This is a genomic window from Streptomyces sp. NPDC001796 (assembly GCF_042892355.1).
GTDB lineage: Bacteria > Actinomycetota > Actinomycetes > Streptomycetales > Streptomycetaceae > Streptomyces.
Window position 1 is genome coordinate 47,901 of sequence record NZ_JBIAUC010000031.1, and the last position, 11,838, is coordinate 59,738.

An 11,838-nucleotide genomic window follows, 5' to 3' on the forward strand; every position below is an offset into this window, starting at 1 on the left:
GAAGCCATGAACCCGATAGCGAAGGCCCGCGAAGCCGTCACACACACCAGCGGCCACGCCGTCCCCGGCCGCCGAGGCGGGGGTCACGACACGGCAAGTGGAGCAGGAAGCGATCCGGTGGTCGCCCTGCGCGGGGCCGCGGTGCGGGTCGGCGGCCGGACGTTGTGGTCGGGTGTGGACCTTCGCATCGGGGCCGGCGAGTTCACCGCCGTGCTCGGCCCCAACGGAGTCGGCAAGTCCACCATGATCAAGGTTCTGCTGGGTGCCCTGCCCGCGGCGGCCGGCGAGGTTCGGGTGCTCGGCGCCCGGCCCGGACAGGCCAACGACCGCATCGGCTACCTGCCGCAGCGGCGCAGCTTCGACGCCAATCTGCGCATTCGCGGTGTCGATGTGGTGCGCATGGGCCTGGACGGTGACCGGTGGGGGGTGCCGCTGCCGTTCCCGAGTGCGCGTCGGCGGGCCTCCCGTGCGCGGGTGGACGAGGTGATCGAGCTGGTCGGAGCGTCGGCGTACGCGCACCGGCCCATCGGGCAGTGTTCCGGCGGCGAGCAGCAGCGCCTACTGATCGCCCAGGCACTGGCCCGCCGACCCGAACTGCTCCTGCTCGACGAGCCGTTGGACAGCCTCGACCTGCCCAACCAGAGCGCCGTCGCGGCGCTGATCGGGCGCATCTGCCATCACGAGGGTGTCTCGGTGGTCATGGTCGCCCATGACGTGAACCCGATACTCCACCACCTGGACCGGGTGGTGTACCTGGCGGAGGGCGGTGCCGCCACCGGCACGCCGGGCGAGGTCATCACCTCCGAGACGCTGACCCGGCTGTACGGCACCCCGGTCGAGGTGCTGCAGACCTCGGACGGGCGGCTGGTCGTGGTGGGCCAGCCGGAGGCACCGGCCGTGCACACCGACCGGCACGACACCCCGGGGAGCGGTCATGCTGCTGGCTGAGACAGGGGCACCGACCTGGTCGTGGAACCTCCTGACCGACTTCCAGGACATGTGGTCCTACCCATTCATGGTCAACGCGTTCCGCGCCGGCGCGGTCGTGGCCGTGGTCTCGGCCGTCGTGGGGTGGATCGTGGTGCTGCGGCGGCAGACGTTCGCCGCGCACACCGTCTCCGCCGTCGCCTTCCCCGGCGCCGCCGGGGCGCTCCTGCTCGGGTTCAGCGCGGTCTACGGCTACTTCACGCTGTGTGTGGCCGCAGCGCTGGTCATCGCGGCCCTGCGGGGCGGCGGTGAGCACGAGGAGTCGGCGCTGACCGGGACGGTGCAGGCGTTTCTGCTCGCGTCCGGGTTCCTGTTCACCGCCCTGTACAGAGGGCTGCTGGAGGGGCCGCAGACCATCCTCTTCGGCACCTTCCTGGGAATCACCTCCTCCCAGGTGACCGTGCTGACCGTGGTCGGTGCGGTGGTGCTCGCGGTGTTGGCGCTGATCGGGCGGCCGTTGCTGTTCGCGTCCGTGGACCCGCAGGTGGCCGGCGGGCGCGGGGTGCCGGTCCGCGCCCTGTCGGTGGTCTTCCTCGTCCTGCTCGGTGCGGCCACCGCCGAGGCGAGCCAGATCACCGGGACCCTCCTGGTCTTCGCCCTCATGGTGATCCCGGCCGCCACCGCGCAAGTCCTCACCGCCCGCCCGGCGTTGAGTCTGACCCTGGCCGTTCTGCTGGCCTTCGCCGCGACCTGGCTGGGGCTGACCGCCGCCTACTACTGGCCCTACCCTCTGGGCTTCTTCGTGACGACCATCGCCTTCGCCGGATATTTGCTCGCGCTGGGCCGGCGCTCGCTGCGCGAGGTACTCGGTCGCACCCGGGCCGGGGCCACGCCCGCTGCCAAGGAGGTGGTCGCATGACCGTCCTGCTCGCCGCGTCCCCGTTGTCCCACCCGTTCTTCCTGCACGCCTTCCTCGCCGGTACCGCCATCGCCGCCGCCTGCGGGCTGGTCGGCTACTTCCTGGTGCTGCGGGCCCAGGTCTTCACCGGCGACGCGCTCAGCCATGTCGCCTTCACCGGTGCGATGGCCGCTCTCGCCTTCGGCGCCGATCTTCGCCTCGGGCTGTTCGCCGCGACCATCGCCATGGCGCTGCTCTTCGGCACCCTCGGCCGCAAGGCGCGGCCCGACGACGTGGTCATCGGGAGCGTCTTCTCCTGGATCCTGGGCCTGGGCGCGTTCTTCATCACCCTCTACACGACCTCGCGCAGCACCACGAACGGCACCGCCGGGGTGAGTGTGCTGTTCGGCTCCGTCTTCGGCATCTCCTCCAGCAGCGCGGCCGTCGCCGCTCTGGTGGCCGCCGGGGTCGGCCTGCTGGTGGTCCTCATCGCCCGGCCGCTGCTGTTCGCCACGCTCGACGAGGCCGTGGCCGCGGCTCGTGGGGTACCTGTCCGCTTGCTCGGATACGGTTTCCTCGCCCTGGCCGGGATCAGCGCCGCCGAGGCCACCCAGGCGGTCGGTTCCCTGCTCCTGCTCGGTCTGCTCGCCGCCCCGGCGGGCGCCGCGATCCGGGTCACCGATCGCCCCTACCGTGCGCTCGCCCTCTCCGCAGGGCTGGCGGTGCTGGAGATGTGGGCGGGGCTGTTCGCCTCGTACGCGTTGCCGAAGATGCCGCCGAGCTTCGCCATCATGGCCGCCGCCACGGCCGTCTACGCCGCGACCTTCCTCATACGACGCCCGGTCCCCCGTCCTCGTACGCACACCGCCGTCCCCACCGGCACATGAGCGAAGGCACCCGATGGCACCCGACCGCCAGCGCACCCCCACCCCCTCGCACGACGTCACGCTGATCGGCCGCCTCACCCAGCAACGCACCATCGTGGTCGAGGCGCTCATCCGTGCCGATGGCTTCGTCGGCGCCCAAGCCCTCCACAACCAGCTCGCCGCTGCCGGCTCACCAGTCGGCCTCTCCACGGTCTACCGCACGCTGGCCGGCCTGGCCAGCGTCGGCCGGGCCGACATGGTGCGCGACACCAGCGGTGAACGCCTCTTCCGCTACCGCCCGGGACCCGAACACCGCCACTACCTCATCTGCACCGAATGCGGCCTGAGCCGGCCCGTCGACTCCGGCCCGGTGGAGGAATGGGCCGACACCGTCGCGCAGACCTCCGGGTTCGCGAACGTCCGGCACACGGTGGAGTTGTCCGGGGTGTGCCCGGACTGCGGCCGAGGGCTGGCGGCGGACGAGCGCCGGTGAACTCCGGCGCGCTCCCTATCCGGAGTGGTCACCGTCAAGGGCAGCAGTCGCATCCCGGAGCACAGCCGCAGGCATCCGTCTCCCGCCGGCCGGCGTCCCCGGGCACGGACAACCATCCGGTTGTGGTCACGCGGGTCTCGGACACGCAGTGGCACGCTGTGGAGGACGACCTGACGGTCGGCCGCGGCGTCGCTTCGCGTCGGCCCGACGGGCGGCTCTTCGTCAGCATCGACGCGTGGCACGGCGCGGTCTTCGACCGCATCGCCGACGCGATGCCGGCGGACCTGCCGGCACCGCTGTACACCGTCGTCGACGAGGCCGACCACGACTCGAGGTCCGCCTGGAAGCGGGCCGGCTTCGCCACCGCACGCCGCGAGTGGGGCTGTCTCGTGCCCACCGACCCGCAGATCACCGGGCTCGGCTCGGTACGGCCCCCGTCCGGCATGACGATCGTGCCCGCCGGTGAGGCGGAGCAGGGCCCTCTGCGCGCCCTGGACCGCCTCATCCGCGGCGAGATCGAGGCCACCGTCGGATGGCAGACGATGCCGGCCGAGGTGCTGCCCCGCCCGGCGGGGACCACCGTGCTCGACCCGTCGAAGTACGCGGTGGCCAGGCACGTGGACGACTACGTGGGACTGGTCCGGGTGGGGCCGCTGACCCGGCAGCCACGGATCGGGCTGATCGCCGTCCGGGCCGATCGGCATCGCCGCGGCATCGCCCGGGCGCTGCTGGCCCACACGCTGGGTTCGCTGCACCACTCCGGGACCCCTTCGGCATGGGCCGAGGTGGACGAGTCCAACGCGGCGGCCACCGCCCTGTTCGAGAGCATCGGTGCCCGGCGCGCGGCCAGCGCCCTGGAGCTCGTCCGCCCCTGACGCGCCACCAGATCGCACCGAGCGACCGTTTTCGTACCGAATTCGCCGCCATAGAACGGGAGAAGTGAGAGACCATGACAAAGGCAGCAGGGGGCGTGGAAGCCGAAGGCACCGTCATCGAGTGCCTGCGCAACGCCACCTTCAAGGTGGAACTCCAGAACGGGCACACGGTGCTCGCCCACATCAGCGGGAAGATCCGGAAGAACCGCATCAAGATCCTCCCGTACGACCGGGTGCTCGTGGAACTCAGCCCCTACGACCTCACCCACGGCCGGATCCGCTACCGGTACAGGGCGTAACGGAAGGTGCGGCGCCCATCGCCCTATCGGGAGTTGCAGGGAAGGAGCGCCATCTCGCGTGCGTTCTTGATGGCCTGTGCTATCTGCCGCTGCTGCTGACGCGTCAGGTGGGTCGCCCGACGACTGCGGATCTTGCCGCGGTCGGAGATGAACTTCCTCAGCAAGTCGGTGTCCTTGTAGTCGATGTAGGTGATTCCGGCGGCGTCCAGCGGGTTGGTGCGCTGGCGCTTGGCTGTCTGGCGCCGGATGCTTGTGCGTCGGGTCATGGGGAGGTCGGTCCTCTCTTTCAGGTCACGGGGTCGAGCAAGTCGTCGAAGGCGTGCGGGAGTTGCTTCCAGCGGTCCCTGCCCGCCGCGTACTCGTCGTCGGTGAGCAGGCAGGAGTCGAGCAGGGCCGACAGGCCGTCGCGGTCCAGGCCGGGCGAGGTGAAGGTGAGGTACTGGCAGCGGTCGCGGTGTTCCGGGTGCCAGTCCACGGAGGCGGCGAGGCGGCGCTCGGCGGGCACCATCTCCCAGGCGGCGTCGGGCAGAGCTGCCAGCCAGGGCCCGGCCGACTCCACGCACAGCGCGCCGCCGGCGGCGTCCCAGGACAGCAGTGTGTCGGGGCGGTCCGCCAGCCAGAACCGCCCCCGGCTGCGCGCGGCGGCGCAGGTGAGGTCCTCAAGCGCCGCGTACAGGCGCTGCGGATGGAAGGGCCGTTCGCGCCGCCAGACGAAGGTGCTCACGCCGTGCTCGTCGCACGACTGCGGCAGCAGCGCGCAGGCAGGATGTACGCGGGCGGCGGCCGCTGCCACGTCGAAGCCCGCCGACAGCGCTGCCTCCAGGGCACCGTCGCTCTGCACCCGTACCTTGCGTGCGCCTGGTGTGAGCTGGGCGAGCAGCGCGTGGTCGGTGTCGTCGGCGACCTCGTCGCAGGAATCGTCGTCGCCGAGGGCGATCACCGTGGGATACTCCAGCTGCCGGGCGAAGGTGTCGGCGACCGTGCGCTGGTCGGTCGGAGCGGCGGCGAGGCCGACGTCGGCCAGGTCGTCGCCGTTGGACAGGTACGGCAGGACGAGTGCCGGATCGACCGCGGTGGCGACCCCGGTCAGGGCCAGCGGTGCGCCCGCGGCGGCGATGACTCCGGCCATGGCCTGGGGCTCGACGGAATCCCACAGTGGCGATGCTCGGGCTGAGTCCACGCCACAGCCGTTCCCGTACTCTTCCTCAGAGCCGCCGCGCAGGACCGGCTCCGGAGGGGGCACGGACAACCGCGAGGGAGACGGCATGGGCACCGCTGACCGGCAGAGCGCCGGAGACTGGAACCGGGTCGGTGACCCGCCCCGACCCAGAGGTGGTCGCACGAGCGAGTACGGCCACGACTACGGGTACGGAAATGTCCCTGAGTCGATACCTCACCCCGGCTACGGACCCGATGCCGGCGCGGGCCACCTCCCCCTCTCTCAGACGACAGGCCATGGGCACGCACCAGCGACCGCCGCCGAACATGGCTCCGGTCACAGCCCCGAAGCGGGAGCCGGCGGTCACGGACACGGCCACTCGCACGGCCACAGTCACAGCCACGGGCCCGCGGCGCCGGTCTCCCGGCACCTACGCAAGGTCATCGCGGCGATCCTGATCCCCTTCACCGCCGCGGTCGTGGTGGGGCTCGTCGTGCTGTGGCCGGGCGGAGCCCCGCCGCACAAGCACACCGGTGTCGGCTTCGACCAGCAGACCCAGCAGGCAACCGTCACCAAGGTCGTCGAGGTGAGCTGCAAGGCGGTGAACGCCTCCGGCGAGACCCCGACCGGCGACACCTCCACCGCCGAGGGCAACTCGGCACAGCAGGAGGCGAACGGCACCTGCCACAAGGCCACGATCCGGGTCGACACCGGCAAGGACAAGGGACGCACCTTCACCGAGATCGTGCAGCCCGACCAGGCACGGCAGCTGCACCAGGGCGAGAAGGTCGTCACCGCCTACGAACCCTCCGCGCCCAAGGACCTGCAGTACTCGGTCACCGACGTCAACCGCCGTTTTCCCATGGGCCTGCTCGCCGGCATCTTCGCCCTCGCCGTCGTGGTCGTGGGCCGGCTGCGCGGCGTGATGGCGCTGGTCGCCCTGGCCATCAGCTTCCTGGTGCTGAACTTCTTCATCCTGCCGGCCGTCCTCCAGGGCTCGAACCCGCTGCTCGTGGCGGTGGTCGGATCGAGCGCCATCATGCTGATCGCCCTGTACATGTGCCACGGTCTGTCCGCCCGTACCTCGGTGGCGGTGCTCGGCACCCTGCTCTCACTGGCGCTCATCGGCATCCTCGGCTCACAGTTCATCGACTGGTCCGCCCTGACCGGCAACACCGACGACCAAACCGGCCTGATCCACGGCCTCTATCCGAAGCTCGACATGAGCGGTCTGCTGCTCGCCGGCGTCATCATCGGCTCGCTCGGCGTGCTCGACGATGTCACCGTGACGCAGACATCGGCCGTCTGGGAACTGCACGACGCCAACCCCACGATGGGCTGGCGCGGACTGTACCGGGCAGGCATCCGCATCGGCCGCGACCACATCGCGTCCGTCGTCAACACCCTCGTCCTCGCCTACGCCGGCGCCGCACTGCCCCTCCTGCTCCTCTTCTCCATCGCCCAGAGCGGCGTGGCCACGGTCGCCAACAGCGAGCTGGTCGCCGAAGAGATCGTGCGCACGCTGGTGGGCTCGATCGGCCTGGTGGCCTCGGTGCCGGTCACGACGCTATTGGCAGCCCTGGTGGTCGCAGCCGATCGGCCCGGCCCGGAGAGGGAAACGACAACCGCGGGAGCGGCAGCGGGCCGGGGCGGGCGTCGACGGAAGCGTTAAGAACGCACTCCGCAAGGTGCGCTGTCGCGCGCGGCTCGCCGACGGGTCACAGGGCACCGGCCCTGGCGGGCAGGTCCTGTTCGGCCCAGACGACCTTGCCGTCCGTTGCGCAGCGGGAGCCCCACCTGCGCGAGAGCTGGGCGACCAGGTGGAGGCCGCGGCCGTGCTCGTCGAGCGTGTGGGGACGGCGGGAGCGCGGCTGGCCGGTGTGGCTGTCGAAGACCTCGCACGTCAGCACCCGGTGCTGGATGAGCCGTAGGCGGCTGGGTCCGCCGCCGTGGCGGATGGCATTGGCGACCAGTTCGCTGACGATCGACTCCACGGGCGTCACGAGCGGCTCCAGACCCCATTCCCTGAGCTGACGGGCGGCCAGGCGCCGGGCTGTTGTGACGGTGACCGGTTCGTTCGGCAGGTCCCAGGAGGCGTCGGCGGCGTAGCCGCCTCGGTGAACGGATGACGCGGGTGATTCAGCTCGACGAGGCCGACGGTCTCCCCCTTCAGGAGGGAGACCGGGAACAAGCCGACGACCATGGTCATTGCACGGTTCAGCGTCGGCATACGGCTGCCGTGTAGAGGCTGGATGTGGAACCGCCCCGCCGGGCGGTCTCACCTGATGTGACGGGGTGGCTCCCCTGTGTCGCAGCCTGATATCGCCCGACTGCGGGCGCGCCTCAGCCGCCAGTGCCTGGGGCGCAGCGTCTCAGGCTGACTGGCTCAATGGCCGGCGTGTCGGCCGTCACGACCGGCGGTGAGGCGGCTTTCCAGGCCCGTGATCAGCGTGTCCATCACGAGGCGGAACATGTGGTCCTGGTCAGGGCCTTCAAGCGCCGCATCCGTAGAGTCAGGGTCTGCGTCCGCGGCCCCGTCTTCGTCGGCTTGAGGACCGTGGGGCTTGAGGGTCGACCACTGGTGGAGTGCGCCGTTGAGTTCTGCGGTGAGGACGCCGATGACGACGGCGACCATCAGCGCGGCGATCTCCGAGACCTCTGACTGCGGCACACCGGCAGCGGCCACGATGGCGGTGAGGGCGGTCCAGAACGGGTCGTCGGGCTGGATGAAGTCCGGCTGGTGGCTGAACGAGTACGCCAGCAGCTTAGGGTGACGGTGCGCCAGGGTCCGGAAGTCCGTGGCGAGCAGACGGATCCGCTCCTGCCAGGGAGCGTCCTCCAGTGTCACGGTGCGGAACTGCGCTCCGACCATTCTCGTCACTCCGCGCAGCACGGCTTCCTTGTTCGGCACGTGGTGGTACAGCGACATCGGGTTCGCGTCGAGCGCGGTGGCGAGTTTGCGCATGGTGAGCGCCTCGACGCCGTCCTCGTCGATGAGCCGCAGGGCGGCGGCATAGATCCCGGCCTCCGTCAGAGGCACGTCTCTCTTCCTCGTTCCCCGCGGGGGACGTCTCACCTTCTTTTCCATACCTCGTACGGTACCAGTTCCGTACGCAGTATGGAAATGAGCTTCACCACAGCCTCACCTGGGCTCCCGGGGTTGCGCTCCACTTTCCATACCTCGTATGGTTCAAATTCCATACGGCGTATGTTTCCGTACGGTGCCACGACATCGACCTACGCAGCGCGCCCTTGCCCACCCCCCGGCAGCCCCCGACTTCGCCGACCAGGTTCGCGCAGCCACCGGCGGACGCGGCCTCGCCTTCGCCTTCGACTGCGCCGGCGTACCCGCCGTCCGCGACCAGGCCGCCTCCGTGCTCGGCCTGGGCGGCTCCCTGATCCTGGTGGGTATCACGCCCCGGCCACTGACCATCACCGAGGGCCTGACCTTCAACTACCTGCAGAAGCAGGTGCGCGGCCACTACGGCGGCTTCCCCGAATCCGTCTCCGAGCTGGTGCAGCTGACCGCGGCCGGACGCCTCGACCTGGCCCCCTCCATCACCGACCACATCCCGCTCATCGAGGCCGCCGACGCCGTCCACCGACTGGAGAACAAGATCGGCGACCCGATCCGCCTCATCCTCGTCCCCTGACGCCCGTCAGCAGGACAACAAGCCACCCTGGGCAGGGGTGAGTGGGCGCCGGTGCGTGAGGGAGCACCGGCGCCCACGGCTTTCCGGCAACCGCGGAGAGACACAACCATGCAGACGACCGACACCCCGGGCCGCGCACCGCAGCGCAGCGACGCTCGCGCGAACCGTCAACGCATCCTCGCCACCGCTCGGCGGAAACTGCGGGACAACCCCGACGCAAGTCTCGACAGCATCGCTCCGGCGGCCGGCGTCGCCCGGCGCACCCTCTACGGACACTTCCCCAGCCAGCACGCGCTGATCGCCGACCTGACACAGGAAGCAGGCCATGAACTCCGGCAGGCGTTCGCCAGAGCCCGTACCGCGGATGCCGACCCGGTCGAGGAGATGACACGGATGGTGCTGGCGGCATGGACGGTGGGCGACCACTACCGCATGCTCATCGCCTTGGGACGGCGCCACCTGGGAGAGGACGCGATCCGTACCACTCTGGCACCGGCCCGCGCAGAAGCCGTCGCAACCCTACGACGTGGTCAGCGCGAAGGCGTCTTCGCGGACCACCTTCCGGCACCCGTGCTCGCCCAAGCACTGGAGGCACTCATGCTGGCCCTCGCCGAGGAGAACGCCGCATGCCCGTGGGCGGACCTCACTGGTGAGGCCGCGGCAACCGCGTTCCTCGTCGCTGCCGGCGTAGCACCACAGAGGGCCGCGCTTCAGGTGCAGGAGGTCATCGGGCGAGATCGGGCAGCGGGCGACGGGTGACCTCGTGGGCGTCGTCCGCGGCGAGGCCGAGCATGCGCAGGACCATCTCGGCCAGGTCGGAGGCGGCCTCGTCGCCGTCGAGGTCCGGGCGGTCCAGCCGGAGAGCCACCAGGGACAGCAGGGTGCCGCCCAGTGCGGACAGGGCGGTGGTCGCGTTGCCGCAGGTGAAGCGGCCCGATGCGATGCCGATCTCCAGGTCGCGCAGGGCGCGTGGGGACAGGCCGCGGTCGGAGTGGATGTGGGACAGGCCGCGATCGCGCAGGATTCGCATGAGTTCCGGGTGGGAGTCGGCCATCCGGGCGGTGAGCCGGAAGCCGGCCGCGACCAGCTCGGCCGGGTCGTCGATGCTTTCCACGCGCTCGTCGATGACCTGCCCGAACTCCTCCAGGGCGTCCGTCACCGCCGCGTCGAACAGCTTCGTCTTCGACTCGAAGTGGTTGTAGAAGGACCCGAAGCCGACATCGGCGCGCTCGGCGATGGCCTGGATGCTTGCGCTCGTGTCCCCGGTCTCCGCGAGGATCTGCCGGGCCGCGCGGACGAGCGCCTGGCGGGTCTCGGCACGGCGTCGCTCGAAGCGGTTCTTGGGCGGGGCTGACGTCGGCATACGGCTCAGTGTAACCGCCGCAACGATGATACTGCCATTGCTGATGAGATCCTCAATTATTTGACCTACACCTATTGACGACGAGAAATGGCAGAGTTGATGATTTCCTCATTACGGCAGTGTTGCTTGGAGGACACCATGTCCCACATCCCCGTTAACAAGGGCGGTCCTCTGACGCCCCACCAAGACCTCCACAGTGAGCAGGGCGCCCTACGCGGTGAACACCCCGGACGAGCCCGGAATCCCGTGATCAAAGTGGCGGATCTGGCCTGGCTGGAGTTCGAGAAGCCGGACCTGGACCGGGCCGAGGTGTTCGCCCGTGACTTCGGCTTCGCGATCGCCGCCCGCACCGAGGAGGAGCTGTGGCTGCGCGGCACGTTCGCGGGCCCACCCTGCATGGTCATCCGGCGTGGGCGGGCGTCCCGCTTCCTCGGGCCGGCGTTCCGCGCGGCCGAGCGGGACGATCTCGGCCGGCTGGCCCGCGCCACCGGCAGCACCGTCCGGGACATCGACGTCCCCGGCGGCGGACAGTCGGTCGCCCTGCTCGATCCCACGGGACTCCCAGTCCGGGTGGTGCACTGCGCCGAACCGCTGCCCGCGCTGCCCGGGCAGCAGCCGCTGCTCCTCAACACCGGCATCGAAGGCCGTCGTACGAACACCACCCAGCGCCCGCCCCGTGAGCCGTCCCGCATCCAGCGCCTCGGCCATGTGGTGCTGGAGACACGGGTGTTCGCCCGCACGCTGGACTGGTACCTGGACACCCTTGGCATGATCGTGTCCGACTTCCTGTTCCTGGACGGGCAGCGGGATCGCGGGCCGACCATGGCGTTCATCCGTTGCGACCAGGGCAGTGTGGCGGTCGATCACCACACACTGGCGATGCATCTGGGACCGGGGACCGGTTACGTCCACTCCGCCTACCAGGTGACCGACCTGGACGCGATCGCCGCCGGCGGGGAGTACCTGGCCGAGCGCGGCTACCGGCGCAGCTGGGGCATCGGCCGGCACGTCCAGGGCAGCCAGCTCTTCGACTACTGGCGCGACCCCGACCACTTCATGCTGGAGCACTTCGCCGACGGCGACCTGTTCTCCTGCGACCTCGAACCCGGATGGGCGCCGATGTCGGCGAGCGGCCTGGCCCAGTGGGGCCCGCCGGTCACCCGCGACTTCCTCGGCACCAACCCGTCGCCCGCCAAGCTGCGCGAGGTCATGACGGCCCTGCGCGGCGACAACGAACTCGACCCCGCACGCCTGCTGGGCCTGATGAAAGCGATGAGCTCATGAGCACCAACGTTCTGCGCACCC

General features: G+C 70.3%; 14 protein-coding genes and 1 pseudogene. 10 read left to right on the top strand and 5 right to left on the bottom strand.

The features are described 5' to 3' along the window. The first annotated feature begins 6 nt into the window (after nt 1-6). The 6 genes from ACFYZE_RS34805 to infA all read left to right on the top strand — a co-directional run bounded on the left by ACFYZE_RS34805 (nt 7) and on the right by infA (nt 4,358). Nucleotides 7-948 carry a metal ABC transporter ATP-binding protein gene (locus tag ACFYZE_RS34805; protein ID WP_389003290.1) on the top strand — a complete coding sequence of 314 codons (942 nt, stop codon included), beginning with the start codon at nt 7-9 and terminating at the stop codon, nt 946-948. Beyond that, on the top strand, nt 935-1,846 hold the full coding sequence (locus ACFYZE_RS34810) for a metal ABC transporter permease (RefSeq protein WP_389003293.1): 912 nt from the start codon (nt 935-937) through the stop codon (nt 1,844-1,846). The genes ACFYZE_RS34805 and ACFYZE_RS34810 overlap by 14 nt, the downstream gene beginning before the upstream one ends. Continuing rightward, nucleotides 1,843-2,712, top strand: coding sequence for a metal ABC transporter permease (locus ACFYZE_RS34815; protein WP_389003295.1), 870 nt, complete (start codon nt 1,843-1,845; stop codon nt 2,710-2,712). The genes ACFYZE_RS34810 and ACFYZE_RS34815 overlap by 4 nt, the downstream gene beginning before the upstream one ends. 13 nt (nt 2,713-2,725) lie before the next feature. Further along, complete coding sequence (locus ACFYZE_RS34820; protein ID WP_389003298.1) at nt 2,726-3,184, top strand: Fur family transcriptional regulator; 459 nt, start codon at nt 2,726-2,728, stop codon at nt 3,182-3,184. 122 nt (nt 3,185-3,306) lie between these two features. After that, nucleotides 3,307-4,059 carry a GNAT family N-acetyltransferase gene (locus ACFYZE_RS34825; protein WP_389003300.1) on the top strand — a complete coding sequence of 251 codons (753 nt, stop codon included), beginning with the start codon at nt 3,307-3,309 and terminating at the stop codon, nt 4,057-4,059. 74 nt (nt 4,060-4,133) lie between these two features. Further along, a complete protein-coding gene (infA, locus tag ACFYZE_RS34830) occupies nt 4,134-4,358 on the top strand; it encodes a translation initiation factor IF-1 (protein WP_389003303.1) in 225 nt (74 codons plus the stop codon). Between the two features lie 23 nt (nt 4,359-4,381). Here infA and rpsR read toward each other — a convergent pair whose 3' ends face one another. Together rpsR and ACFYZE_RS34840 are read right to left on the bottom strand one after the other, a co-directional pair. After that, entirely contained in the window at nt 4,382-4,624 is a 243-nt protein-coding gene (gene rpsR, locus ACFYZE_RS34835; protein ID WP_389003306.1) for a 30S ribosomal protein S18, read from the bottom strand. A 20-nt stretch (nt 4,625-4,644) separates the two neighbouring features. Further along, a pseudogene (locus ACFYZE_RS34840) lies at nt 4,645-5,514 on the bottom strand (GTP-binding protein); the annotation flags it as partial. Between the two features lie 109 nt (nt 5,515-5,623). On the opposite strand from ACFYZE_RS34840, the gene ACFYZE_RS34845 reads away from it, so the two are divergent. Next, nucleotides 5,624-7,189 carry a YibE/F family protein gene (locus tag ACFYZE_RS34845; RefSeq protein ID WP_389003309.1) on the top strand — a complete coding sequence of 522 codons (1,566 nt, stop codon included), beginning with the start codon at nt 5,624-5,626 and terminating at the stop codon, nt 7,187-7,189. Between the two features lie 46 nt (nt 7,190-7,235). Here ACFYZE_RS34845 and ACFYZE_RS34850 read toward each other — a convergent pair whose 3' ends face one another. Both ACFYZE_RS34850 and ACFYZE_RS34855 read right to left on the bottom strand, forming a co-directional pair. Continuing rightward, nucleotides 7,236-7,799: an ATP-binding protein gene (locus tag ACFYZE_RS34850; RefSeq protein WP_389003312.1), complete on the bottom strand. Its 564-nt coding sequence runs from the start codon at nt 7,797-7,799 to the stop codon at nt 7,236-7,238. A gap of 104 nt (nt 7,800-7,903) precedes the next feature. After that, nucleotides 7,904-8,557 carry a TetR/AcrR family transcriptional regulator gene (locus ACFYZE_RS34855; RefSeq protein ID WP_389003315.1) on the bottom strand — a complete coding sequence of 218 codons (654 nt, stop codon included), beginning with the start codon at nt 8,555-8,557 and terminating at the stop codon, nt 7,904-7,906. Nucleotides 8,558-8,738: 181 nt separating this feature from the next. Between ACFYZE_RS34855 and ACFYZE_RS34860 the strand changes: the two genes are divergently transcribed. After that, on the top strand, nt 8,739-9,170 hold the full coding sequence (locus ACFYZE_RS34860; RefSeq protein WP_389003318.1) for a zinc-binding dehydrogenase: 432 nt from the start codon (nt 8,739-8,741) through the stop codon (nt 9,168-9,170). Between the two features lie 108 nt (nt 9,171-9,278). Next, nucleotides 9,279-9,929, top strand: a complete 651-nt coding sequence (locus tag ACFYZE_RS34865; RefSeq protein ID WP_389003321.1) for a TetR/AcrR family transcriptional regulator — start codon at nt 9,279-9,281, stop codon at nt 9,927-9,929. On the opposite strand, the gene ACFYZE_RS34870 is transcribed toward ACFYZE_RS34865, so the two are convergent. Further along, complete coding sequence (locus tag ACFYZE_RS34870) at nt 9,895-10,533, bottom strand: TetR/AcrR family transcriptional regulator (protein WP_389003324.1); 639 nt, start codon at nt 10,531-10,533, stop codon at nt 9,895-9,897. The genes ACFYZE_RS34865 and ACFYZE_RS34870 overlap by 35 nt on opposite strands. A 138-nt stretch (nt 10,534-10,671) precedes the next feature. On the opposite strand from ACFYZE_RS34870, the gene ACFYZE_RS34875 reads away from it, so the two are divergent. Continuing rightward, nucleotides 10,672-11,817: a VOC family protein gene (locus tag ACFYZE_RS34875; protein WP_389003327.1), complete on the top strand. Its 1,146-nt coding sequence runs from the start codon at nt 10,672-10,674 to the stop codon at nt 11,815-11,817. Nucleotides 11,818-11,838 lie beyond the last annotated feature (21 nt).

Excerpts from the sequence above, each read along its gene's own strand:
- ACFYZE_RS34805 (WP_389003290.1), top strand. The coding sequence starts at position 7 with ATGAACCCGATAGCGAAGGCCCGCGAAGCCGTCACACACACCAGCGGC.
- ACFYZE_RS34810 (WP_389003293.1), top strand. The coding sequence starts at position 935 with ATGCTGCTGGCTGAGACAGGGGCACCGACCTGGTCGTGGAACCTCCTG.
- ACFYZE_RS34815 (WP_389003295.1), top strand. The coding sequence starts at position 1,843 with ATGACCGTCCTGCTCGCCGCGTCCCCGTTGTCCCACCCGTTCTTCCTG.
- ACFYZE_RS34820 (WP_389003298.1), top strand. The coding sequence starts at position 2,726 with ATGGCACCCGACCGCCAGCGCACCCCCACCCCCTCGCACGACGTCACG.
- infA (WP_389003303.1), top strand. The coding sequence starts at position 4,134 with ATGACAAAGGCAGCAGGGGGCGTGGAAGCCGAAGGCACCGTCATCGAG.
- rpsR (WP_389003306.1), bottom strand. The coding sequence starts at position 4,624 with ATGACCCGACGCACAAGCATCCGGCGCCAGACAGCCAAGCGCCAGCGC.
- ACFYZE_RS34845 (WP_389003309.1), top strand. The coding sequence starts at position 5,624 with ATGGGCACCGCTGACCGGCAGAGCGCCGGAGACTGGAACCGGGTCGGT.
- ACFYZE_RS34865 (WP_389003321.1), top strand. The coding sequence starts at position 9,279 with ATGCAGACGACCGACACCCCGGGCCGCGCACCGCAGCGCAGCGACGCT.
- ACFYZE_RS34870 (WP_389003324.1), bottom strand. The coding sequence starts at position 10,533 with ATGCCGACGTCAGCCCCGCCCAAGAACCGCTTCGAGCGACGCCGTGCC.
- ACFYZE_RS34875 (WP_389003327.1), top strand. The coding sequence starts at position 10,672 with ATGTCCCACATCCCCGTTAACAAGGGCGGTCCTCTGACGCCCCACCAA.